Source organism: Corynebacterium renale, assembly GCF_002563965.1.
Taxonomy (GTDB): domain Bacteria; phylum Actinomycetota; class Actinomycetes; order Mycobacteriales; family Mycobacteriaceae; genus Corynebacterium; species Corynebacterium renale.
This window is the reverse complement of sequence record NZ_PDJF01000001.1, coordinates 823,436-847,869: the sequence shown is the minus strand read 5'-3', so window position 1 is coordinate 847,869 and position 24,434 is coordinate 823,436. Positions and strand designations below refer to the sequence as shown.

The 24,434-nt window shown below is 58.7% G+C and carries 20 protein-coding genes and 3 rRNA genes; 8 read left to right on the top strand and 15 right to left on the bottom strand.

From position 1 onward, the window contains the following. Positions 1 to 73 precede the first annotated feature (73 nt). Entirely contained in the window at positions 74 to 1,171 is a 1,098-nt protein-coding gene (yidC, locus tag ATK06_RS04045) for a membrane protein insertase YidC (RefSeq protein WP_048381134.1), read from the top strand. On the opposite strand, the gene ATK06_RS04040 is transcribed toward yidC, so the two are convergent. From ATK06_RS04040 to ATK06_RS11200, 4 genes are all read right to left on the bottom strand, one after another. Continuing rightward, positions 1,159 to 1,806, bottom strand: coding sequence for a TetR/AcrR family transcriptional regulator (locus ATK06_RS04040; protein WP_098388881.1), 648 nt, complete (start codon positions 1,804 to 1,806; stop codon positions 1,159 to 1,161). The genes yidC and ATK06_RS04040 overlap by 13 nt on opposite strands. Before the next feature lie 121 nt (positions 1,807 to 1,927). Continuing rightward, complete coding sequence (locus tag ATK06_RS04035; protein WP_048381132.1) at positions 1,928 to 2,185, bottom strand: GlsB/YeaQ/YmgE family stress response membrane protein; 258 nt, start codon at positions 2,183 to 2,185, stop codon at positions 1,928 to 1,930. A 157-nt stretch (positions 2,186 to 2,342) separates the two neighbouring features. After that, complete coding sequence (locus ATK06_RS04030) at positions 2,343 to 3,239, bottom strand: universal stress protein (protein WP_048381130.1); 897 nt, start codon at positions 3,237 to 3,239, stop codon at positions 2,343 to 2,345. A gap of 136 nt (positions 3,240 to 3,375) precedes the next feature. Further along, a complete protein-coding gene (locus ATK06_RS11200) occupies positions 3,376 to 3,534 on the bottom strand; it encodes a hypothetical protein (protein ID WP_169916240.1) in 159 nt (52 codons plus the stop codon). Here ATK06_RS11200 and ATK06_RS04025 point away from each other — a divergent pair. The 3 genes from ATK06_RS04025 (at position 3,533) to ATK06_RS04015 (ending at position 6,357) form a co-directional block, all read left to right on the top strand. Next, positions 3,533 to 4,540, top strand: coding sequence for a pseudouridine synthase (locus ATK06_RS04025; RefSeq protein ID WP_098388880.1), 1,008 nt, complete (start codon positions 3,533 to 3,535; stop codon positions 4,538 to 4,540). The genes ATK06_RS11200 and ATK06_RS04025 overlap by 2 nt on opposite strands. 63 nt (positions 4,541 to 4,603) lie before the next feature. Next, complete coding sequence (locus tag ATK06_RS04020; protein ID WP_048381128.1) at positions 4,604 to 5,590, top strand: ABC transporter substrate-binding protein; 987 nt, start codon at positions 4,604 to 4,606, stop codon at positions 5,588 to 5,590. Beyond that, on the top strand, positions 5,587 to 6,357 hold the full coding sequence (locus ATK06_RS04015; protein WP_048381126.1) for a class I SAM-dependent methyltransferase: 771 nt from the start codon (positions 5,587 to 5,589) through the stop codon (positions 6,355 to 6,357). The genes ATK06_RS04020 and ATK06_RS04015 overlap by 4 nt, the downstream gene beginning before the upstream one ends. A gap of 179 nt (positions 6,358 to 6,536) precedes the next feature. On the opposite strand, the gene rrf is transcribed toward ATK06_RS04015, so the two are convergent. The 4 genes from rrf to ATK06_RS03995 form a co-directional block, all read right to left on the bottom strand. Continuing rightward, positions 6,537 to 6,654, bottom strand: a 5S ribosomal RNA gene (gene rrf, locus ATK06_RS04010). Between the two features lie 115 nt (positions 6,655 to 6,769). After that, a 23S ribosomal RNA gene (locus ATK06_RS04005) occupies positions 6,770 to 9,858 on the bottom strand. Positions 9,859 to 10,161: 303 nt separating this feature from the next. Next, positions 10,162 to 11,687 (bottom strand): 16S ribosomal RNA (locus tag ATK06_RS04000). The 16S, 23S and 5S rRNA genes sit together here, the layout of an rRNA operon. Positions 11,688 to 12,193: 506 nt before the next feature. Beyond that, positions 12,194 to 12,571, bottom strand: coding sequence for a GntR family transcriptional regulator (locus ATK06_RS03995; protein WP_048381790.1), 378 nt, complete (start codon positions 12,569 to 12,571; stop codon positions 12,194 to 12,196). A gap of 144 nt (positions 12,572 to 12,715) precedes the next feature. On the opposite strand from ATK06_RS03995, the gene ATK06_RS03990 reads away from it, so the two are divergent. Next, positions 12,716 to 14,119 carry an NYN domain-containing protein gene (locus ATK06_RS03990; RefSeq protein ID WP_048381791.1) on the top strand — a complete coding sequence of 468 codons (1,404 nt, stop codon included), beginning with the start codon at positions 12,716 to 12,718 and terminating at the stop codon, positions 14,117 to 14,119. 60 nt (positions 14,120 to 14,179) lie between these two features. Here the strand turns inward: ATK06_RS03990 and ATK06_RS03985 are convergent, their stop codons facing one another. Together ATK06_RS03985 and trxA are read right to left on the bottom strand one after the other, a co-directional pair. Beyond that, entirely contained in the window at positions 14,180 to 14,977 is a 798-nt protein-coding gene (locus ATK06_RS03985) for a PspA/IM30 family protein (RefSeq protein ID WP_098388879.1), read from the bottom strand. A gap of 165 nt (positions 14,978 to 15,142) precedes the next feature. Then, a complete protein-coding gene (gene trxA / locus ATK06_RS03980) occupies positions 15,143 to 15,517 on the bottom strand; it encodes a thioredoxin (RefSeq protein ID WP_048381793.1) in 375 nt (124 codons plus the stop codon). A 119-nt stretch (positions 15,518 to 15,636) separates the two neighbouring features. On the opposite strand from trxA, the gene ATK06_RS03975 reads away from it, so the two are divergent. Further along, positions 15,637 to 17,883, top strand: coding sequence for a heavy metal translocating P-type ATPase (locus tag ATK06_RS03975; protein WP_098388878.1), 2,247 nt, complete (start codon positions 15,637 to 15,639; stop codon positions 17,881 to 17,883). Between the two features lie 192 nt (positions 17,884 to 18,075). On the opposite strand, the gene ATK06_RS11195 is transcribed toward ATK06_RS03975, so the two are convergent. From ATK06_RS11195 to ATK06_RS03965, 3 genes are all read right to left on the bottom strand, one after another. After that, positions 18,076 to 18,240: a hypothetical protein gene (locus ATK06_RS11195; RefSeq protein ID WP_161796019.1), complete on the bottom strand. Its 165-nt coding sequence runs from the start codon at positions 18,238 to 18,240 to the stop codon at positions 18,076 to 18,078. A 164-nt stretch (positions 18,241 to 18,404) separates the two neighbouring features. Next, positions 18,405 to 19,931, bottom strand: a complete 1,527-nt coding sequence (gene dnaB, locus ATK06_RS03970) for a replicative DNA helicase (RefSeq protein WP_231913562.1) — start codon at positions 19,929 to 19,931, stop codon at positions 18,405 to 18,407. A gap of 67 nt (positions 19,932 to 19,998) precedes the next feature. After that, complete coding sequence (locus tag ATK06_RS03965) at positions 19,999 to 21,744, bottom strand: glycoside hydrolase family 15 protein (protein WP_282957062.1); 1,746 nt, start codon at positions 21,742 to 21,744, stop codon at positions 19,999 to 20,001. A 418-nt stretch (positions 21,745 to 22,162) separates the two neighbouring features. Between ATK06_RS03965 and ATK06_RS03960 the strand changes: the two genes are divergently transcribed. Together ATK06_RS03960 and ATK06_RS03955 are read left to right on the top strand one after the other, a co-directional pair. Beyond that, entirely contained in the window at positions 22,163 to 22,528 is a 366-nt protein-coding gene (locus ATK06_RS03960) for a hypothetical protein (RefSeq protein WP_053072913.1), read from the top strand. Between the two features lie 108 nt (positions 22,529 to 22,636). Continuing rightward, positions 22,637 to 23,005 carry a hypothetical protein gene (locus ATK06_RS03955; RefSeq protein ID WP_048381794.1) on the top strand — a complete coding sequence of 123 codons (369 nt, stop codon included), beginning with the start codon at positions 22,637 to 22,639 and terminating at the stop codon, positions 23,003 to 23,005. 262 nt (positions 23,006 to 23,267) lie between these two features. Here ATK06_RS03955 and rplI read toward each other — a convergent pair whose 3' ends face one another. Both rplI and ATK06_RS03945 read right to left on the bottom strand, forming a co-directional pair. After that, positions 23,268 to 23,720 carry a 50S ribosomal protein L9 gene (gene rplI / locus ATK06_RS03950; RefSeq protein WP_048381795.1) on the bottom strand — a complete coding sequence of 151 codons (453 nt, stop codon included), beginning with the start codon at positions 23,718 to 23,720 and terminating at the stop codon, positions 23,268 to 23,270. A 39-nt stretch (positions 23,721 to 23,759) separates the two neighbouring features. Continuing rightward, positions 23,760 to 24,422: a single-stranded DNA-binding protein gene (locus tag ATK06_RS03945; protein ID WP_098388876.1), complete on the bottom strand. Its 663-nt coding sequence runs from the start codon at positions 24,420 to 24,422 to the stop codon at positions 23,760 to 23,762. Positions 24,423 to 24,434 lie beyond the last annotated feature (12 nt).

Here is a 24,434-nt window from a genome sequence, read left to right as displayed (position 1 = left end):
CACCTTTTCTTGAATACTGGGAACACACACTACCATCGGGATGAACGTGTGACACCGACCGTGGAGGCCTCCCGTGCTTGATCTCTTCGCCTACCCCGTGTCTGCAGTGATGAAGCTGTGGCACCTCCTCCTGCACAACGTGTTGGGCCTGTCGCAGGATACGGCGTGGGTGCTTGCACTGTTCGGGCTGGTGGTCACGATCCGCTCTTTCATCGCCCCACTGTTTTGGATCCAGTTCAAGTCGGGCCGGATTTCCATGCTCATGCGCCCGGAGCACAAAGCCCTGGAGGAGCGCGATAAGCACGCGACGACCCCGGAGGAGCTCGCCGCGGTCGCGGACGCGAAGAAGGAGCTCAAGGAACGCTATAACCACAAACCCCTGGCCGGCTGTCTGACGGTATTCGTGCAGTTCCCCGCCTTTTTGGGGTTGTACCGGGTGGTCCTGTCGATGGCGCGCCCCGAGGAGGGTTTTGGCGCCGACTACCACCCACCCATCGGCGTCCTCGACCACGCGGACATCACGAGCTTCCTGTCTTCCACGTTTGCCGGCATCCCCCTTGCCGCTTATCGACGCATGCCCGACTCCGACCTCGCCGCCCTCGGCACAAACACCGCGGACGTCACCGCGCTCACCCAGGTCCTCCTCCTACTTGTAATCCTGGCGACCACCTTCAATATGGCGTTGTCCACGTGGCGCAACCGCCAGTCCCTGGACTGGGATTCCCGGGTGGGCCGCGGGCTCTTCTACTTCCTCGTCGCCATGTCCATAGCCACGCCCTTCATGTTGGCGTCGGCGGGTTGGAACGGTCCCGTCCCCATTGCGGTGCTCTTGTACTGGTTCGCCAACAACTTGTGGACGTTCGGCCAAACCGCCGTCCTCCACCTCCTGCTCAACATCAGGTACCCGCTCAGCGACGAATACCGCGCCCACAGCGCGCAACGTCGCGCCGCATTCAAGGACTCGGTGCGTGAGCGCCGGGCGCATAAGTGGTGGGTGCGTAGGCGTCGTTTAGCCTCGTTCAAGGCGTCGAACCGGGAAGCGCTCGCCCGCGACAAGGCCGAGCGCGCCACCGCGAAGCGGGAAGAGAAGGCGGCGGCCGCGCAACGAAAGAAAGCCCGGGCGAAGGCCCAGGCTCAGTTGCGTGAACAGCAGAAAAATCAGATGGAGTAGTCCGCCGGCGGGGCGGACAGCAGTTGGCGTGCCAAATCCTTCGCCGTCACCAGCGGCTCGGTAGTGCGCGTCAGCCGAGAGCCCGCGATGCCGCCGTCGAGGAAGATGAGCAGCTGGTTCGCCTGCGTCGCACTGGGGTAGCCGTTCTTCTGGTTCAGCAGTTCGGTGAGCGTGGAGTGGCACCACTTCCGGTGCGTCATCACGGCCGCGAGGATAGCTTCTTCGCTCTCGGTTTCGGGGCGCGGGTATTCGCTGGCGGCGTTCTGGAAGTGCGAACCGCGGAAGGAATCTTTTTCCAGTTCGTCGCGGCACATGTCGAAGAAGACCAGAATCTTCGCCTCCGGGTCTGTCAGTTCCTCGGTGCGGCGGTGCCATTCCTCGCGCCACTGCTCGTCCAAGTTCTCCAGGTAGGCGACGACGAGCGCGTCCTTCGACCCGAACAGCGAGTACAGGGACGCCTTTGCGACGTCCGCCTCACGCAAGATGCGGTCAATGCCGATCACGCGGATGCCTTCGCTGGTGAAGAGTTTGGTTGCGGATTCGAGGAGGCGGTGGCGCGGGCTCGGGCGGGTGGCGCGGCGACTACCGCTCGCCTTTTTCGTCGTGGACTTCTTTGCCGGCTTCTGAGCCACCATGCCTCCAGTTCCTTGTGGGGGTAAGGGTGCTGGCAATACACCCGTTTTGCAACTACCCCTAATACTAGACAACCCGGTTCAGTTCGCGAAAACTGGACCGGGTTGTCTAGATGAAGGCGGGTTATTTCTTCACTGCGTTCACGATGGACAGCAGGATAACTGCGCCCAAGAGGCAGGTGATGAAACTAAAGATCCAACCACCGCCAGCGACGTCAACGCCAAAGAGGCCAAGTAGCCAGCCACCGATGAGGCCACCGACGACGCCGACAATAATGTTCAGGCCGACGCCCATGGAGGCATCCTTGCCCTTAATCTTCGAAGCGATCCAGCCTGCAAGGCCACCGATAATGATCCAACCAATGAAGCTGAGTCCGAGCATGTTTTTCCTCCTAGTTTTAGTAACGGGTCAACATATTAGATATCTCATATATGCTGTGGTCCCCATTGTAGGCGTGCATAAAAATACCCACCACTTATATGATGAAATGTCATCAAAAAGTGGTGGGTTTGAGACCAATATTAACTAGGTCACACCTTTAGATGTGGTCGGGACGAACGACCATCATCGGGCACGGTGCCGCCTGAAGCAGTGCGCGCGATGTGGAACCAAGGAGCATGCCCTTGAAACCGCCACGGCCGTGAGAGCCGACGACCAGAAGCTGCGCGCCTTCGGCAACATCGGTCAGGGCGCGGACTGGACGGTCACGGGTAATAACCTTCTTGACCTCCACGTTGGGGTACTTCTCTACCAACGGTGCCAGTCGCTCGTCGAGAAGCGCCTTCTGCTCCTGCTCGACTTCCTCCCACTGGGCCTGCGCTGCGGCGAGACCGGCAAGCGATGCCTGGACCTGCATATCCATCCAGGTGTGCACGGCCACCAGCTCAGCGCCACGAGCGTTCGCCTCGGCGAAGGCGTACTCGGTGGCCTTCTGGAAAACCTCAGAGCCGTCAACACCGATAACTACCGGGCCGTACTTGGTGTTCTCGTTGACCGGGTTATCTTCACGGACAACAACGACCGGGCAGTAAGCGTGGGAAACAACTGCGGCAGAAACCGAACCAAGAACCATGCCGGACAGCCCGCCGAGACCACGCGAACCCATGACCACCATGGTTGCTTCCTTAGACATTTCCAGAAGCATGTCGATCGGGGAGCCCTCAGCGATGGTGTGGCCAATCTTGATGTCCGGAGCGACCTCGAGGGCAATCGTGCGCGCATCCTCAATCTTTTCCAGGGTTTCGGACTGGAGTTCGTCGAAAAGCTCCTGCGGCGGGACCATGCCCTCTGCATACAGGTACTGCGGCATAACGTAGCTGGACGCCAGGCGCAGCGGGACACCACGCTTGTTGGCGGTGTTTGCTGCCCACTTCACAGCGGTACGCGAAGCATCCGAACCATCAACAGCTACAACAATATTGCCTTCGTATGACATATGTTGGCCTTTCTACAGATTGTTGTTCCAAGCACCTACCAGTGTACCCGCCGAATCCGCCAAAAGATAGAGAAATACCCCCACGCCACAGCCTTTTCTGGCATGTCGCGAGGGGGAAATTATGCAGTGCGCTGGTTTACTGCGCGTTCGTGGCGGCGTCTACGATGGTGGAAGCGGCGTCAGCGTTCGCTGGGAACAACACTGCGTAGAACACCTTCGCAATATTGGCAATGATCTCACCGATCCCGGTGGAGAAGAACTGAATCACTGGTTCCAGAAGGGCATTAAAATCCATGGTTGATAGCGTAGCGCCGAACCCGGGAAAACGGAAGCGTCGGCGCAAACTCCCGCCACCCCTGCCCATCCGCGACGGCCTCAACCCGTCCCGCGTCCGCTTCCCCGCCGGCGCGGAGCCCATGACCGCGCTCGCGTTTGTACAGCACTTGGTGGGATCGCAGCATCACCGTCACCTGCTTGACGACGACCACGCCATCGCCACACGCTTCGCCGAAGAATTGGTCGTGAACTCCGCCGGCGAACCCTACCGCCCCGGGGACGTGCTCCGCGGGAACGAGGACGTGTGGTTCTACCGCGTCCCCGCCCCCGAGGTTACGGTTCCTTATCCCATTGCGACGGTGTACGAGGACGACGCCATCCTGGTGGTCAACAAGCCCCCATTTCTTGCTACGATGCCCCGCGGACGCCACATCACAGAAACCGCGACGGTACGTTTACGCCGCTCGACCGGCATTTCTGAACTCGTACCAGCCCACCGCCTCGACCGCCAAACCTCGGGACTTTTGTTATTCACCAAGACCCCGGACGTGCGCGGGGCATACCAAAAGCTCTTCGCCGAGCGGCAGGTGTTCAAGGAGTACACGGCAATCGCCGATTACGATCCGCTGGTTGTTCCCGCTCGCTGGGAGTGCCGGATAGAGAAAGAACCTGGCGAAATCCAGGGCCGCATCGTCGAGGGTGAACCGAATGCTGTGACCGACCTCGTCTCGGTAACCCCAGTCTCAGACGGGGAGCAAGCGAGACTCGAAGCCTTGCACGGGCCCTTGGCGCCGCAAGCTAGGTATCGCTTGCGCCCACTGACCGGAAAGACGCACCAGTTACGCCTGAACATGATGGCAATCGGGCATCCCATCTTGGGCGATATGGCGTATCCGGAGGTCATGCCCGAGGATGCTGAAGATTGGGCGGTGCCCATGCACCTTACTTCTACCGGTCTGCGATTCGTCGATCCCTTGAACGGCGAGGACCGGCAGTTTAGCGTGCCGGCGTGGCTGGACGCGTAGTGGAGGCGCAGTGGACGCCTACCCCCATACCTATTTATTCAATTGAGTGTTAGATTTGTAGGTATGGGTATTAAACATGTACTTCTCACTGCTGCAGTCATTCCAGCCCTAAGCCTGGCAGCCTGCAGCCAATCCGACACAACCGCGTCCACGGAAGCATCCGGCGACAAGCAGACCATCACGAACTGCGGCTTCACCATGGAACTGGAAGGCCCCGCGCAACGCGCCGTCACGCTGCGCCAAGGCGCCACCGAGACACTGCTAGAAATGGGACTCGAAGACCAGATGGTTGGTACCTCTGATCTGCGAACCCCCGTCCTCGAACACAACCAAGCCGCATTCGATTCCATCCCGGTCCTCGCCGATGGCGTGCCAACCATCGAACAGGTCATGGGCGCCGACGCTGACGCCGCGATCTCGGACCGCGCTAGCTACTTCACCGGCCAATACGCGGGCACGCGCGAGGAGCTCGCAGAAAAGGGCATCGTCACGTTCGTCTCGAACACTGACTGCAACAAGGGCAAGCCCGCTTTCGACATGTTGGAGCAGGACTACAAGGAGCTAGGCCAGATCTTCGGAAAGCCAGAGGCCGCAGACAAGCTGATCGAGAAGCAACGCGCAGTTATCGCCGAGAACAAGGACAAGATCGACGGCCTCGAGCCGGTTACGATGGCAACCATCTACTCCATCTACGAAGGTGAGATTTACTCCGACGGCAACATGTCCACCTTCCAGGCAGTCACGGACCAGCTGGGACAAAAGAACGTGTTCGCCGATGTCGAAGACCAACGATTCTCGCCGGGTTGGGAAAAATTCGCATCACTTGACCCCGACTGGATTGTCCTCGGCGACCTCTCCACACGCGGCGGCCCGGGCGACTCCCCTGAAAGCAAGATTGAGATGCTGGAGAATAACCCCGCCACCCGCAACATGAAGGCCGTCCGGGAAGGAAACTACATCGTCGTTCCTGGCGCTGCCCTCGACCCAAGCGCTCGCTCCGTCGAAGTGCTGCCACTCGTCGCCGATGCCCTAAAGGAGGCCCACAAATGATCAGCCGTGAACTAGCGACCGACTGGCTACAGCGGTGGGACGACCAGCAAACCAAATACATTCCCAACCGCCGCGAACGGTTTGAGGTCATCGCTGATCTGATTGAGGTGTGCATCGATAAGCTCAACCCAGTGATTGTGGATCTGGGTGTGGGTCCCGGTTCATTGACCCGGCACCTACAGGAGCGAATCCCTGACGCGACAATTATCGGGCTGGACAAAGACCCAGTACTGCTGGAAATGTCGCGGGCCATGGACTACGACGTCCGGAACGTAGACCTGAATGCGCCAGACTGGTGGGAGCAAGCGGGCATTGACGCCACGCCCGATGCTTTCGTATCGACGACCGCACTGCACTGGTTGGACGCTGAGGGGTTCGCACAGGTGGTGGGCCGATGCCGCGAGGTCCTGGCTTCCGGCGGTGTGTTTATCGATGGAGACCACTTCTACCACCGACCTGCCGCCGAGGCACGCGCTGAGGGTGCAGAGCGAGCCATCACTCTCGACGGCATTGGGATCGCACTCGAAGAGAAAGCAGCCGAGCGTGCCGGCGTTTCCGGCAACCAGAGTTGGGAAGCGTGGTGGGAAGAGCTTGCTGCGGTTCCCGAGTTCGCGGAACTTCTGCAGCAGCGTGAGGCCGTGTACGGCGACCGGCAACCGGCGAAACCACCAACGATAAGCCAGTTCCATGAAATGGCAGCCGATTTCAGGTCTTCTGGTTGTTGTTGGCAGCACGGCGCCGATCACATCTTGTATGCGGTGAAATAGACTGCCAAACGAAAAAGGGTCCCCGTCCGGTAAGGACGGGGACCCAACGCATTCCGTCAGATCGAAGACTTAGAGCATGAGACTAGGCGGTCTCTCTGCAACTGTAGTGGACGCGATAAAAGGGTGGTTACACCACGTGACGTGATGTAACCACCCTTTTTCTTGTATGTAATTTTTAGTGTTGGCGGCGACCTACTCTCCCACACGCTCCCGCATGCAGTACCATCAGCGATTAACAGGCTTAGCTACCGGGTTCGAAAAGGGACCGGGCGTACCCCTGCCACAATAACCACCAACACACTCAATAAACACAACCCCGAAAGGGACCATGCCCACAACACCACGTGTTGTGTCAAACACTGCACAGTGGACGCAAACACCCAACAAATCTTTGGGCTCGTTACAAACTTACTTGTGTGTTACGTTCGGCCAATTAGTACCAGTCACCTCCAACACTTACATGCCTTCCAGCCCTGGCCTATCAACCCCATCATCTCTAGGGAACCTCAAAAGAAACCTCATCTCGAAACAGGCTTCCCGCTTAGATGCTTTCAGCGGTTATCCCTCCCGTACGTAGCCAACCAGCCCTGCTCCTGGCGGAACAACTGGCACACCAGAGGTACGTCCAACCCGGTCCTCTCGTACTAGGGTCAGCCTTCCACAAGTTTCTACGCGCGCGGCGGATAGAGACCGAACTGTCTCACGACGTTCTAAACCCAGCTCGCGTGCCGCTTTAATGGGCGAACAGCCCAACCCTTGGGACCTACTCCAGCCCCAGGATGCGACGAGCCGACATCGAGGTGCCAAACCATCCCGTCGATATGGACTCTTGGGGAAGATCAGCCTGTTATCCCCGGGGTACCTTTTATCCGTTGAGCGACACCACATCCACAAGTAGGTGCCGGATCACTAGTCCCGACTTTCGTCCCTGCTCGAGCCGTCACTCTCACAGTCAAGCTCCCTTATACACTTACACTCAACACCTGATTACCAACCAAGCTGAGGGAACCTTTGGGCGCCTCCGTTACCATTTAGGAGGCAACCGCCCCAGTTAAACTACCCACCAGGCACTGTCCCCAACCCAGATCATGGGCCAAGGTTAGATGCCCAGTCCGATCAGAGTGGTATTTCACCAACGACTCCACAACACCTAGCGATGCTGCATCAACGTCTCCCACCTATCCTACACAAACCGAACCAAACACCAATACCAAGCTATAGTGAAGGTCCCGGGGTCTTTTCGTCCTGCCGCGCGTAACGAGCATCTTTACTCGTACTGCAATTTCACCGGGCCTGTGGTTGAGACAGCAGGGAAGTCGTTACGCCATTCGTGCAGGTCGGAACTTACCCGACAAGGAATTTCGCTACCTTAGGATGGTTATAGTTACCACCGCCGTTTACTGGGGCTTAAATTCTCCGCTTCGACCACAAAGTGATCTAACAGGTCCTCTTAACCTTCCAGCACCGGGCAGGCGTCAGTCCGTATACATCAACTTAACCGTCTTCGCACGGACCTGTGTTTTTAGTAAACAGTCGCTTCCCTCTATCCTCTGCGACCACCACCAGCAAAAACAGTGCAAGACCATTCCACCAGCAGTGGTCCCCCTTCTCCCGAAGTTACGGGGGCATTTTGCCGAATTCCTTAACCACAGTTCACCCGAACGCCTTAGTATTCTCTACCTGACCACCTGTGTCGGTTTAGGGTACGGGCCGATAATGCACTCGCTAGAGGCTTTTCTCGACAGTACAGGATCATCACCATCAACCAAAAAATGGTCTACGCATCACGCCTCACCCACAATACAGGACGGATTTACCTACCCTGCGGGCCACACGCTTACACCCCACACCAACCGGGGGCGTGACTACCTCACTGCGTCACCCCATCACTTGACTACTACCAACTCAGGTCCCAACCACACACCACCAACACACACAAAGTATGCGCTGACAGCATGTGGGAGGTTAGTATCATCAGCCTCGTCACTGGGCGCACATTATCGGGTACGGGAATATCAACCCGTTAACCATCGACTACGCCTGTCGGCCTCGCCTTAGGCCCCGACTCACCCTGGGAAGACGAACTTGACCCAGGAACCCTTAGTCATCCGGCGAACATGATTCTCACATGTTAATCGTTACTCATGCCTGCATTCTCACTCGCACACAGTCCACCACTCCTTACAGTATGGCTTCACCCCATGCACGACGCTCCCCTACCCATAATCAAAAAATTATGCCGCGGTTTCGGCGGTATGCTTCAGCCCCACTACATTGTCGGCGCAGAACCACTCGACCAGTGAGCTATTACGCACTCTTTCAAGGATGGCTGCTTCTAAGCCAACCTCCTGGCTGTCTTCGCGATCCCACATCCTTTTCCACTTAGCACACCCTTAGGGGCCTTAACCAACGATCTGGGCTGTTTCCCTCTCGACTCGACGGAGCTTATCCCCCGCAGTCTCACTGCCACACAACACTTCACCGGCATTCGGAGTTTGGCTGACATTGCTAAGATGATAGTCCCGCTCAACCAACCAGTAGCTCTACCTCCGGCAAGCTAACATGTGACGCTGCACCTAAATGCATTTCGGGGAGAACCAGCTATCACGGAGTTTGATTAGCCTTTCACCCCTACCCACAACTCATCCCCTCAGTTTTCAACCTAAGTGGGTTCGCGCCTCCACAACCTCTTACAATTGCTTCACACTGGCCATGGGTAGATCACTCCGCTTCGGGTCCAGGACATGCCACTACACAACACCCTTAATTAGGATTCGCTTTCGCTACGACTACCCCACAACGGGTTAACCTCGCGACATGCCGCTGACTCGCAGGCTCATTCTTCAAAAGGCACGCCATCACCCACATACGGGGCTCTGACGGATTGTAAGCACACGGTTTCAGGTACTATTTCACTCCCCTCCCGGGGTACTTTTCACCATTCCCTCACGGTACTATCCGCTATCGGTCACACTGAGTATTCAGGCTTACCGGGTGGTCCCGGCAGATTCACAGCAGACTCCACGAACCCGCTGCTACTCGGGAACACAATCACCACACCACACAACACATTCATGTACAGGACTCTCACCTACTACGGTCGGCCATCCCAAACCAGTTCCACTTGCGTCATATGACATGCGGGTGGGTCTGGCAGAACCCACAACAATTATCTCCCACAACCCCCTACACGCAACCCCTGCCAGGTATCACACGCATAAAGTTTAGCCATCATCCGCTATCGCTCGCCACTACACACGGAATCATATATTATTTTCTTCTCCTGTAGGTACTGAGATGTTTCACTTCCCTACGTAACCCCCACAACCACTATGAATTCATGGAAGGGTGACCACCAATAACAGTAGCCGGGTTTCCCCATTCGGACATCCTCGGATCAACGCTCCATTGACAACTCCCCGAGGCTTAACGCAGCCTTGCACGTCCTTCATCGGCTCAGCATACCAAGGCATCCACCGTGTGCCCTTACAACAAACACACAAGAACACCACCACAACCATCAAAAGACTGTGGTTAGTATCTAGTTACAATTCAACTTGCCACAAAAAATAAAGATGCTCGCGTCCACTATACAGTTCTCACACAACACCACCACACACCAAAAACAACACAACCAACAGTGTGTCATCCCAGCCTATGATGCACATGTTTCACACAACCACAAAGGGTTGCATGAGACACCCAACAGCATGCCAACGTTTATTCCTGCCACCATATGGTTACACGCACCACAAGAGGGGGTGTGATCCACCAGTAAAACAATTAATAAAAAATACTCCATAGAAAGGAGGTGATCCAGCCGCACCTTCCGGTACGGCTACCTTGTTACGACTTCGTCCCAATCGCCGATCCCACCTTCGACCACTCCCCCCAGAAAACTGGTTGGGCCATGGGCTTCGGGTGTTACCAACTTTCATGACGTGACGGGCGGTGTGTACAAGGCCCGGGAACGTATTCACCGCAGCGTTGCTGATCTGCGATTACTAGCGACTCCGACTTCATGGGGTCGAGTTGCAGACCCCAATCCGAACTAAGGCCGGCTTTCAGCGATTAGCATCTCCTCACGAAGTAGCACACGCGTTGTACCGACCATTGTAGCATGTGTGAAGCCCTGGACATAAGGGGCATGATGATTTGACGTCATCCCCACCTTCCTCCGAGTTAACCCCGGCAGTCTCTCATGAGTCCCCACCACAACGTGCTGGCAACATAAGACAAGGGTTGCGCTCGTTACGGGACTTAACCCAACATCTCACGACACGAGCTGACGACAACCATGCACCACCTGTACACCAACCACAAAGGGAAAGACCATCTCTGGCCCGGTCTGGTGTATGTCAAACCCAGGTAAGGTTCTTCGCGTTGCATCGAATTAATCCACATGCTCCGCCGCTTGTGCGGGCCCCCGTCAATTCCTTTGAGTTTTAGCCTTGCGGCCGTACTCCCCAGGCGGGGCGCTTAATGCGTTAGCTACGGCACAAAACCCGTGGAAGGGTCTCACACCTAGCGCCCACCGTTTACGGCATGGACTACCAGGGTATCTAATCCTGTTCGCTACCCATGCTTTCGCTCCTCAGTGTCAGTAACTGCCCAGAGACCTGCCTTCGCCATCGGTGTTCCTCCTGATATCTGCGCATTCCACCGCTACACCAGGAATTCCAGTCTCCCCTACAGTACTCAAGTTATGCCCGTATCGCCTGCACGCCCGGAGTTAAGCCCCGGAATTTCACAGACGACGCGACAAACCACCTACGAGCTCTTTACGCCCAGTAAATCCGGACAACGCTCGCACCCTACGTATTACCGCGGCTGCTGGCACGTAGTTAGCCGGTGCTTCTTCTCTAGGTACCGTCACAAAAGCTTCGTCCCTAGCGAAAGAGGTTTACAACCCGAAGGCCGTCATCCCTCACGCGGCGTCGCTGCATCAGGCTTGCGCCCATTGTGCAATATTCCCCACTGCTGCCTCCCGTAGGAGTCTGGGCCGTATCTCAGTCCCAATGTGGCCGTCCACCCTCTCAGGCCGGCTACCCGTCGACGCCTTGGTAGGCCATTACCCCACCAACAAGCTGATAGGCCGCGAGCTCATCCCGTACCGCAAAAGCTTTCCACCACCGACACTAAACGATGGTCCTATCCGGTATTAGACCCAGTTTCCCAGGCTTATCCCAAAGTACAGGGCAGATCACCCACGTGTTACTCACCCGTTCGCCACTCGAGTACCACTGCAAGCAGTGGCCTTTCCGTTCGACTTGCATGTGTTAAGCACGCCGCCAGCGTTCGTCCTGAGCCAGGATCAAACTCTCCACAAAAGAAAAAATTCAATCAGAAAAAATCCTCAAGCAAGAAAGCCTGAAAAACCTGACAAACAAAAACTAGCAAAACAACCACACCAATCTTATCCACACACGGGGGTGCATGAACAAGAAACCAATGTGGTCAAACATAGTTAGGCACACCATGATCATATTTAACGAGCCACAGGTGTTAACCCACACCACACACTCGACCAGTCACACCCCAACACCACCAGTCATACGAACCAGTACGTGTCAGGCGCAATGTAACCAGTAACAAAAATAATAAAAGTACATTGGCACACTATTGAGTTCTCACACAACCATGACACAACAACGTATTACCGCTTTCGCGCTAATAACCTTGAAGGCCATAAGATTTGATTTCGTCAGCTGCTTGTTTTCCTCTCGCCACTCCTCACTGCTCTGCAGTGTGGGGCGCTGTCGGTCGCGCTGACTTCTATTAAGTTACACACGGGTTACAGAAAGTGCAAATCCGGGTTTTATACCGCTTTCAAAAACTAGCCCTGAACTGCGTAAAGACCGCGACTTTCGGCGACTCGTGAAACGAGTTCAAGGAGCTCTTCTTGGGTCATGTTTACGCGCGTTGCTTCGTCGATAAGCGGGGCAAGTGCCGCGGGCAATTCCTCCTTGCGTGATGCGACCAGTGCTGTGATGGCGTCGGGGGCCACAATCGCCGGTTGGCCGCGACGCGCAATGAGAATGCCGCGGGCGATGAGTTCGTTGAGGCCTCGTCGGGCCGTCGCGGGGTTGATGCCGTGAAATGAGGACAGCCATATAGAGGAAGGGACCGCGGACCCGGGGGTGTACTCGCCGTCGAGGATGCCGTCCTCAAGGAGGCGAGCGACTTGACGGAACAAGGGCGTTTGCGTCTGCATGGGCAACCTTCGGTGGTTGGTTACTTGGTTAATTCACTAATGAACCTATCATTGTTTACGCATACGCTCGACGCAGCACCCCTATTTAAGGCATGCTGGGAGGAGCAAACTTTTTTAGATAGTCAATGAAGGAACTTAGGAGCCATGATTGAACGCACGATTGTCTATGTCGACACCTCTTATCTACTCGCTAGCTTTTACAACTCGTGGGAAACCGGTGCCCGCGCACAATTAGAGATCGACCTTCCGGAGGTAGTGTCCCAGCTCGGGCGCATGATTGAAGAGCACCTCGGCCAACCGATTCACCGCCAATATTGGTACGACGGCATCCCCGATTCCGGCCCCCACCGCTACCAGCGAGCACTGCGCACGTGTAACGGTGTGCAACTGCGGGCCGGGCAGCTCATTGAGTGGGGGGAGCGGCGCACGCAGAAGGCCGTCGATACGCGTCTTGTTGCCGACATGGTCGTCGCAGGTGTCAACCAGCAGTTCTCCGACATGGTCCTAGTCTCCGGCGACGCCGACATGATCCCCGGCGTCAACGAAGCCTGCAACCACGGCGCCCGCGTGCACCTCTACGGCTTCGGCTGGGACTCCATGTCCTCAGCACTGCGCCACGCCTGCGACAGCACCACCATCCTCGACCCGCGCGAAGACTTCGCCGACGCCATGCAGCTCGAAGTCCTCGAGGGCCCACTGCCACCAGTCATCCCGGCGCGCCCGTTCGGCGAAACCGAGGAGCCCGAGGAAGGCGGCCTCACCCCAATTCCAGAGGAAAAGACGCAGGCAGCCCCCGCTGCAGGAAGCACGCTTTCCGACGCTTCCCAGCCCGAAACGCCCACAACCGAAGAAATCGCCGCCACCGCCGACCCTGCCGCTGGCGATGCGGCCGACGCAGGAGACTGCCCGCTCCCACGCCCCGGCGCCGGTTTCCCCACCACCCAAGGCGGGACGATCACGCCCGGCGGCGAACAGCACAATCCGCAGGAAGCGTTCGCCAGCCCAGCCGAGGTGGCTCGCGGTACACAGGCGGTGCACAATCAGGCGACGTCGATGGTCGACCGCCAACTCGAAGAAGAACGCCAAGCCGCGCAGACTGGCGGCGACAAACTTCCTACGCCGCAGCACGACGCGGCACCTGCCGACGCCGGGGATGCCGAGGGCCAGGATGCAGACACATCCACGCCAGAGGGCCCACGCCCTGCACCGAAACCTTCGATGATGGCGCCCAAGCGCAAACTCCGCTCCCGCTACGTGCCACTACCGAACGAAGTGTGGGCTTCCGCTGGCTTCCAGACGCCTTTCGACGTCGGCCAGCAATACGCGGCCTGGTGGTACGACAACGCCGCCTCCGCCGACCAACGCGACCAAGCCCACCTCCTCTCCGGCGGTGGCCTCCCGCCCGAGGTGGATCGCCCACTTCTCCAGTTCGCGTGCGAGACACTGCACGAATACACCTTAAGCGAATCCCAGCGCGTTAACCTGCGCGACGGCTTCCACGCCGGTATTCGAAGCGTACTCATCACGGTTCGCCGCAGCGAACAGTAACCCGCACGAAGACGACAGCGCGCCCCGGAAAATTTCCCGGGGCGCGCTGTGTTGTGTGGACTACTTGGTGTCTTCGACCTCGGGGTAGATCGGCGCGTCATCCTTGCCGGAGTCCCCGGACTCCACGGCCTTGGGCGCGTCGCCCTGCATCTGGGCACGAATCTCTGCCAGGCGTGCGGCACCCTTAATGTCGCGGCCCGACGCTGCGATCTCATCCATGCGGCTACCCACGGAGTTCTGGGTCAGTTCCTGCGCGCCAAGTGCGTTGGCGTAGCGGCGCTCAATTTTCTCGCGTACGCCGTCGAGAGTCGGGACGGAATCGTCCTGCTGTGCGGTGAGCGCACCCATAGCCTCGTTGGTCTTTTCCTGCATCTTCGCCTGGTCAACCTGGTTACGCAGCTGATCAATCTGGGCGAGCTGCTCCTTGAGGCGGGCCTCGGACTCACGCTGCTGCGCCTTCGCCTGCTCAGTCGCGGCGGCGGCCTGCTGGTGCATCGTGTTCGCTTCCTCGAGCTGCTGCTCCACGGCAACGAGCTGGGTAGCAAAGACCTCCGCGGTGTTATTGAACTCGTCGGCCTTCGCCTGGTCGCCCTCGCCCGCGGCCTTGTCAGCCAAGGTGATGGCCTGGCGAGCCTGGGTCTGCAGAAATTCCTGGTCCTTGCGCAGACGATCAATCTTCATCTCCAGCTGACGCTGGTGGCCGATGATGTTTGCGGCGTGCTCGGTAATTTCCTGGTGCTGCGCCTTCGCGGCGTTAATTGCCTGCTCAATCTGGACCTTTGGGTCCGCGTTTTCGTCGATCTTCTGATCGAACGAAGCCATGAGGTACTTCCAGCCCTTGGAAAATGGGTTAGCCATACAAGAATCCTTAAACGTTTTTGAGTAAATGTTTGTAGGCACCATTCTACTGGCGCTCCCAGGAACGTGCAGGGAGAATGTGCTGGCACAGCCTGATACAGGCTGATACGACAAAGCGCCCGGCGCCACCACGCGGTGGCGACGGGCGCAAACGCTGCTGAAGCTTTAGCTTTCAGACTGCGCGTTCTGCTCTGCGACCTGGCGGCGAACTTCATCCATGTCCAGGCCCTTGACCTGCTTGACCAGGTCTTCCAGGGCTGCTGGCGGCAGGGCGCCAGCGTCGCGGTAGACCATGATGCCGTCGCGGAATGCCATGAGCGTTGGGATCGCCTGGATTTCCAGGGCCGCGGCGAGCGCCTGGTTGGCCTCGGTGTCGAGCTTGGCGAAGGTGACGTCGTCATGCTTCTCGGACTCGGCCTCATAGGTAGGCGCGAATGCGCGGCATGGGCCGCACCAAGATGCCCATGCGTCGACGAGCACGATGCCCTCGGCGCTGACGGTCTCCTGGAAGGTGTCCTCAGTGATATCTACGGTTGCCATGTGTGCTCCTTAAATTTTGTTGGGGGCTTTCGGTCTACCATAACGGTAGTGGCGTCCGCATTATTCCAACGCTGCAAAACCCCTTGACAAATACCCCCCAGGGGTATATTTTCGGGGTCATGGATACACCGCAGCTCCTCCCCCAAGCACGCATCGACCTCGGAGTGACGGGCATGACCTGCACGTCCTGCTCCGCGCGCGTCGAACGCAAGCTCAACAAGCTGGACGGTGTTAATGCGACAGTGAACTTCGCCACCGAAACCGCCGACGTCACCTACGACCCCAGCCAGGTGTCGCCGGAAGACCTCGTCGCGGTCATCGAAAAGACCGGTTACGGGGCGTTCACGCTTGACAGCACCTCTGAAGAAGGGACCGGTGACGAACCCGCCACCGACAAAACCTCGGCGGCCCGCGACGCTCACGCCGAAGACCTCAAGAAACGCCTCATCATTTCCGCCGTGCTGGCCGTCCCAGTGTTCCTGCTTTCCATGTTCCCGGCCCTCCAGTTCACGTACTGGCAGTGGCTCGCATTCGCTCTGACGGGGCCCATCTACTTCTACGGCGGGCTACCGTTCCACCGCGCGACCATAAAAAACCTGCGCCAGTTCAGCTTCACCATGGACACCCTGATTTCCTTAGGCACCACGGCAGCGTTCGCGTGGAGCATCTGGGCGCTCTTCTTTGGTAACGCCGGTGAACCGGGCATGGTCATGCACATGTCGCTGACCGCACACGCCGAATCCGGCATGGATGAAATCTACCTGGAATCCGTGGCCGTCGTCATCACGTTCCTGCTGCTCGGGCGCTGGTTCGAAACCCGCGCGAAAGGCCAGTCTTCGCAGGCACTGCGCACCCTGCTGGACATGGGTGCCAAGGACGCCGCTGTTGTGAAGGACGGCGCTGTGGTGCGGGTGGACGTCGATAAGCTCACGGTCGGAGACATCCTGTTGGTGCGCCCGGGTGAAAAAATCCCCGCCGACGGCACGGTCGTGGACGGCACCTCCGCCGTTGACGAATCCATGCTCACCGGGGAATCCGTGCCTGTCGAGGTCACGGAAGGGTCGGCGGTGACTGGCGCCACGCTGAACACGTCGGGACGTTTGCTCGTCGAGGTCACGCGCGTGGGCGAAGACTCCACGCTCGCCGCGCTCGGGCGCCTGGTCACCGACGCGCAAGCAAAGAAAGCGCCCGTGCAACGGCTTGTGGACAAGATCTCGCAGATTTTCGTCCCCGCAGTCATCGCGATTTCCGTGGTCACGCTCGTGTGGCACCTGGCCGCCGGCTCCGGACGTGCCGACGCATTCGCCGCCGCGGTCGCCGTCCTGATCATCGCATGCCCGTGCGCGCTCGGCCTCGCAACACCGATGGCGCTCCTCGTGGGCACCGGCCGCGGCGCGCAGATGGGGCTGATCATCAAGGGCCCGGAAATCCTTGAACAGACGCAGAAAGCTGACACCGTCGTCCTGGACAAGACCGGCACCGTCACCACCGGCAACATGCAGCTTATCGACGCCACCTCCGGTGAACTCCTCGCGCGTGCTGCCGCAGTCGAGGCCGGTTCCGAGCACCCGATTGCCGAAGCCATCGTCGCCGGCGCCGCAGCGCGTGGGCTCACGGTCCCAGATGCGACCGATTTCGAATCCACCGCCGGCAACGGTGTGCGCGCCCGCGTCGACGGCGTGGTGGTTTCCGTGGTCCGGCCGACCGAATCCGCCGTCCCGCCTGCAGCGTGGGCGGAGGTACTGGCAGCGCAGGAAGCGGGCAGGACGCCGGTTGCAGTGCTCTACGACGACGTCTTCGCTGGCCTGGTGGTCGTTGCCGACACGCCCAAGGAAAGCTCCGCCGAAGCAGTCGCTGCCTTGCGCGGCCTCGGCCTGGAGCCCGTACTCCTGACCGGCGACAACGAAGGCGCCGCCAAGGCGGTAGCCGCCGCCGTGGGGATCGATCACGTCATCGCGGGCGTCATGCCGGACGAAAAAGTAGACCACGTTGCCCGCCTGCAAGAAGCCGGAAAGAACGTGGCGATGGTCGGCGACGGCGTCAACGACGCGGCCGCGCTAGCCACCGCGGACCTTGGCCTGGCAATGGGCGCAGGTTCGGACGTCGCCATCGAAGCCTCCGACATCACAATCATGAACAACGAACTGCGCTCCGCAGCCGACGCCATCCGCCTCTCCCGGCGCACACTGGGAACCATCCGCGGCAACCTGTTCTGGGCGTTCATCTACAACGTCGCGCTCATCCCAGTCGCCGCCCTTGGGTTACTGAACCCCATGTTCGCGGGCGTGGCCATGTCGTTCTCGTCCGTGTTCGTAGTTCTGAACTCGCTGCGCCTTCGCGGGTTCACGTCCGCGTTCGCGGGGTAGGCGGCGGTGAATAATTATCGCGCACACTTAACTTGCCAGGTCGCGGATGCGGTTAAATTTTTCGCGACCTGGCTTATTAAGGATGACCGATAAATATGCACGGCTCGGGCAAGCCAGCAGGCTCACAGGCCTAGAAATACGGCAACCCGCTCACCCAACACTGGGTCAGCGGGTTCTTCTGTGTCTGCCTGGTTACGCTGCGAACAGGTTGTGCAGCATTCCGCGCCAGCCGTGGCGCTCTTCTTCGACGAAGTCGTTGAGGTCACGCGGGACGGTGAGTACGGTGAGTTCCGGAGTGCGCTCGGCAGCCACGGATTCAGATAGATGTGCAGTATATGGGTCAAAAGTGCGGTCCATGGCGTTCTCCTTAGCTAGGTCCTCGATTGCTGGTAGCACCTATAGTAACGCTTTGACCAGGGGTTTTCACCGTTGGTAAGGATTACTTAACAAAGTTTGCACTCAGTTAGGCGCTACTTATCAGCCGAAGGTTTAGGGCCGGAGGACGTCGATAAGCAAGGATTTTAACCGCGCGCCATATCCACGAAGCGGGAGTAATGCAGCTGGTGGGCGACGGAAACCGTGTCGATGGGGCCGCCGCGGTGCTTCGCCAGGATGATGTCGGCCTCGCCGGCGCGCTCGTCGTCCTTGTCCTGAGAGTCGGGGCGGTAGAGGAGCATGACCATGTCGGCGTCCTGTTCGAGGGAGCCGGACTCGCGGAGGTCGGAAAGCTGGGGGCGCTTGTCCGTACGGGACTCCGGGCCACGGTTCAGCTGCGAAATCGCCACGAGCGGGACGTCCAGCTCCTTAGCCAGGAGCTTCAGCGAACGGGAGAACTCGGAAACCTCTTGCTGGCGGGACTCCACCTTCTTGCCCGAACTCATCAGCTGCAGGTAGTCCACGACGATGAGCGAAAGATCATGCTTCTGCTTCAGCTTGCGGGCCTTAGACCGGATATCCATCATGGTCATCGAGGCGGAGTCGTCGATGTAGAGGGGCGCGTCCGCGATCTCACCGGCGCGGCTGGCCAACTTCTCCCAGGCCACGTCGTCCATGCGGCCGGAACGCATGTCTGAGAGTTTGATCTCCGTCTCCGCGGAAAGCAGGCGCATCACAATCTCCGACTTCGACATTTCTAGCGAAAAGATCGCCGACGTCTTGCCGTGCTTAATCGAACACGAACGCGCAAAGTCCAAGGCCAACGTGGACTTACCCACACCAGGACGAGCCGCCACAATAATCATCTGGCCGCCGTGCAGGCCGTTGGTCAGGTTATCCAGGTCGATGAAACCAGTCGGCACGCCCTGCGCCAGGCCGCCCTGCGCTGTGATGAGGTCAATTTCATCGATCGTGGGCTGCAACAGATCGGCCAGGACTTCGTAATCCTCGCTGGCCTGCTCGTTGCCCACCGCGAACACTTCCTGCTGGGCCATGTCCACAACCGTGTCGACTTCCGCGCCGTCGGCACCTTCGTAGCCGAGCTGGACGACGCGCGTGCCGGCGTCGACAAGCTTGCGCAAGATCGCCTTTTCCTGCACGATTTCCGCGTAGTAGCGGGCATTCGCTGCCGTCGGTACGGCGGACATGAGCGTGTGCAGGTACGGGGCACCGCCCACGCGCTCCAGCTCGTTGTTGCGGTCGAGGCGTCCGCTGATGATCAGCGGGTCAATCTCCTTGGATTCGGAGAACAGGTCGATGATTGTGCGGTAAATCAGCTCATGCGCCGGGTGGTAGAAATCGTCCGGGCGTAGGATCTCCACGATGTCCAGCAGGACGTTGGAGCTGAGCATGACCGCGCCCAAAACGCCACGCTCGGCTTCCGAGTCGTGCGGCGGCTGACGGAACCCGCCGGAATTCTCCCCACCATCGCGGCGGCCCCGGCCGCGGCGATTCGAGTAGTCGCTGCGCCCGCCGTATTCGCGGGCTGGCTGGGCCGGCCCGAAATCTTCCGGGTAGTCGGGTTCTTCGGGCGGGGGAACGGAATCGTCGTCAAAGCTGGCTACGACCGGTTCTTCCTGGTCAGAGCCTTGGTTGTTCATCGCTTCAGACATGGGCACCCCTTAGTTTTACGCTAAGCCCTCATTGTGCCACAGGCCCCGGACACCTTCGAACACGCAGCTAGTTCAGCGGTTCACCACGGGCAATCCGGATCGCATCAATCGCGCGCACCACGCCCAGGTGCGAGAACGCCTGTGGGAAGTTGCCGGCTAGGCGCCCGTCGACGGGGTCATACTCCTCCGCGAGCAGCCCCAAGTCCGTGGAGACGCTGATCAGGCGCTCGTAGAGGGCCTCCGCGTCGTCTAAACGGCCGCTCGCCGCGTACTGCTCGACAAGCCAGAACGCACAGATCAGGAAGGGGTATTCATGCCCTTCCAGACCGTCGAAGCCGGCCTCGGTGCGGTAGCGGTAGACGAACCCATGCTTATCGACGAGATCGTCCTCAATCTTCTCCACCGTTTTCAGCATCACCGGGTGGTCGGCTGGCACAAAACCTGTCATCGGGATCTGGAGAAGCGACGCGTCCACCTCGGAGCCGTCATAGGTTTGGACGAACCCTCCATATTCCCCGATTCCGCGGGTGAGGATTTCGTCGCGAAGCATCTCCCGGCGCTCGCGCCACAGTTCAACATCGCCCTCGAGCCCATAATCCTCGCAGGCTCGAATCGCCTGGTCGAGGGCAGCCCACATCATGACGCGGCCGTGGGTGAAGTAGTGGAGTTCGCCGCGCATTTCCCAAATGCCGTGGTCGCGGCGGTCCCAGTTCTTGAGGACGTAGTCGATGAGCTTGCGCTGCATCTTCCACGATTTCTTCGACTCCTTAATACCGGCCTCGCGCAGCTTGCCCAATGCGAGCATGACCTCGCCGGCGACGTCGGCCTGGTACTGCTCCGCCGCCCCGTTGCCCACACGGACCGGGGCGGAGTTTTCGTAGCCGGGAAGGTGGTCGATGACGCGCTCGGGAAGTTCCATCTCCCCGTCGATGCCGTACATAATCTGCAGGTCCTCGGGGAGATCCTGGAGAGTTTTGCGCAGCCACTTGCGCCACCTCTTCGCCGCCGAAATGTAGCCATGGCGCACGAGCACCTCGATGGAGAACGCGGAATCCCGCAGCCACGTGTACCGGTAATCCCAGTTGCGGCCGCCGCCGAAGAGCTCGGGCAGCGACGCCGTGGGCGCTGCCACCATGCCACCGGTTTCGGCGTGAATCAAACCTTCGAGGACCAGGAGCGAGATGCCTTCCTTCTCATCGGCACCCTGCGGGCCCCAGATCCGGTCGGCGGCCTCGATGGCGCTGACCGGGTCCGCCTGGTCCTCCGGCTCGTCTGATTCCGGGAAGGTCGCGGAGATAGTCCATTGCAACTCCTCGCCCGCCTGCAGGCTGATAGTGGTTGCGAAGTTGCCCGTGACGTAAAGAGTGCGGTCATGTTCAGGGTAGATAGGCCACAGGCCGTAGTCGGCGGTGGGCCGGAAATCGTTGTCCACCGTGACAGAGCCGCGGAGGCACTGGACCTGGCGGACCACGTCAACCGCAAAACCGGGCGGGGTCATCACATCGGTCACGAGCGCCGCCCCAGTTTCCGATTCCCACAACGTCTCCAGCGTCAAAGTACCCGTGCGGTAACGACGCTGCGTGGGCTCCGCGCCCCGAATCGAGATCTGCCAGCGGCCGTGCGCCGGGGTACCTAAAATCGCCGCAAAAATCGCCGGTGAATCGAATCGGGGCAGGCACAACCAGTCCATCGACCCGTCGCGACTGACCAAAGCAGCGCTGCGACGATTGGACAGGAACGCATAATCTTCAATCGGGGTGCTCACGCCCAACCACCGTACCCTGTTCTTGCTTATCGACGCCCTCCGGTCCACAACGGGGAAGTTATCCACATTTTCAGGTAAACCGCAGGGTGTTAGGGGTAAGTTCTTGACTGCGATTGTGGAGAACCCTGTGGATAACTGTGGATAACCGTGGTGGGCTTTGTATTTGCGCAGGTGGGGAGGGTTTTAGAATGGTTGTTCTTTTGCTTATTTCCGCTACCAGCACGTTTGACTTCACGATTCCGCAGTGTTAGTTCACTGAAAAGTCTGGGAACTGCATGAATGCGTTTACGGTTTGTTGGTTTCTTGACGGGGAGTTATCCACAGGTTTCGTGAGTTATCCACACACCTGTGGTTAGTCGGGACTGCAAGGGGGTAAGCGGGGTATACCTTTTTGAGTTCTGGTCCGATTTTATTGGCTTGGCATTTCGTAACCAGTTTGTCCCAACGTTTTTCCCAGGAGATTCCAATGAAGCGTTTTGTTGCCGGCGTCCTTGCTGTCGCCACCGCATGCTCCCTGTCCACCGGTGTTGCTAACGCGAAGACATCGTCTGATGTGAACGATGTGGAGCTTGGTGCTTACATCCTCGAAAAGGGCGTTCAAGATCTTGCTAACCCAGGAGCTGGTATTACCTCATCTCTTAAGGATTTGGCGCGCTCAGACTACAAGGACGAAGACGCAAAGGCATTGCTTTCCTCTTACCGCAATGACGCACTGAACGGCTACAAGCTCGGCACCACTTTCGACATCCTGCTCGGCACCGGTATTGCTGCAACTGTTCTCGCAGCAATCGCCGCAGCCATCCAGAGTGGCGCTGTCAAGCTGCCTTTCTAATAGCAGTCGTCAAATGATTTTAGGGCTCGTCTTTTCTTAAAGCGCGGGCCCTTAAACATATCGCTATTCACCTAACTCAACATATTTGCATTTCTCAAGGAGATTCCAATGAAGCGTTTTATTGCCGGCGTCCTCGCCGTTGCTACCGCATGCTCCCTGTCCACCGGTGTTGCCAACGCGAAGACTTCGTCGGAAATTGACGAACCTTACATGCAAAGCTACCTCATAGCTAAGAGAATCTCCGAGTGGTTAGAACCTGGGAGCGGGTTTACTTCGTCTACTCGAGAACATGGCATGAGCCAGGAAATTACCACCGAAGATCTCAAGGCAATGGGATCGTCCTATAAAAATGACGTAGCTAATAACTATCGAATTGGTACTACTCAGGACATCTTGATAGGCACCGGCATTGCTGCAACCGTTCTCGCAGCGATCGCCGCAGCTATCCAGAGTGGCGCAGTCAAGCTGCCTTTCTAATCTAGAAGCAGCGTAAACACATCAAGGTCCCGGTCTCACCACGAGGCCGGGACCTTCGCTTTTGTCTGGGCACGCTAAGCCCACCCGCACGTGTTCGATGCATGGGTCGTCGCAAAGCGGACACCCAGCCACGCCACACTCACCCGCTGCACAGACACGAACACCCCCGCTTCCGGTTCACGTTCCGGAATTGTGCGGGGGTGTTCGTGTGCTGTTGTCGTTGGGGCTCCGCGTCTGCGGGCCCGCCGTCACGCGTCAAAAGTTACGCTGCGACGACCTCAAAGTTCACGTTTGCTGGCACGTTCTCGTGCAGCTTGACGTCGACGTTGTACTTACCAGTCGACTTGATCAGACCGCGTGGGACCACGATGATGCGCTTGTCCAGGGTTGGGCCACCTGCAGCTTCGATCGCTTCTGCGATGTCGCCTGCGGTAACCGAGCCGAACAGCTTGCCGGAGTCAGCGGTGCGGACCTTGACCTGGACGTTGTCCAGGCCCTGGAGCTGCAGCTTGACTTCCTGTGCGTGGTCGAGGTCGCGGATTTCGCGAACCTCTTGTGCGCGGCGGATGCCTTCGATTTGCTTCTCTGCGCCGCGGGTGGCAACGATGGCCAGGCCGCGTGGAAGCAGGTAGTTACGTCCGTAACCGTCACGAACCTCGACAATGTCGCCTGCGACTCCGAGGTTGTCAACGGCAGCGGTGAGGATCAGCTTCATGATCCCTAACCTTTCTGTAGTTGGATGTTTCTGTTGCGTTTAGAACGGGGGCTCATCGTCTGCCATGCCACTACCGGCAGGTGGTGCAGAGTTCCACGGATCGTTGTCCGGGGCCTGCTGGCCGCCTTGGTTGTTGGCGTCGCCGCCTCCAAAACCGCCGCCGAAGCCGCCACCGAATCCGCCTTGTTGCTGGCCGCCCTGGTTGCCGGAGTTTCCTCCGCCCCAGTTGCTGCCGCCCTGGTTGCCGCCACCTTGGTTGGAGTTTCCACCCCAGTTACCTTGGTTGCCGCCACCTTGGTTGCCACTGTTACCGCTCCAGTTTCCGCCACCTTCACGGGGGTTGCGGTTAATTTGGGCGGTTGCGAATTTCAGGGAGGGGCCTACTTCTTCTACTTCGATTTCGTAGACGGTTCGGTTGTCCCCTTCACGGGTTTGGTAGGAGCGTTGGCGCAGCCGGCCGTAGACGATAACGCGCATGCCCTTGGAAAGGGTTTCGGCTACGTTTTCGGCGTGCTGGCGCCACAGGTTGCACGTTAGGAAGAGAGCTTCACCATCTTCGTATTGGCCGGCATCGCGGTTGAAGCGGCGTGGCGTGGAAGCGATCCGAAAGTTCGCTACGGCGTGCCCTTGTGGGGTGAACCGCAGTTCGGGGTCGTTGACTACGTTGCCAACGACCGTGATGTTCGTGTCTCCAATTGCCATGGTGTTTCTCCT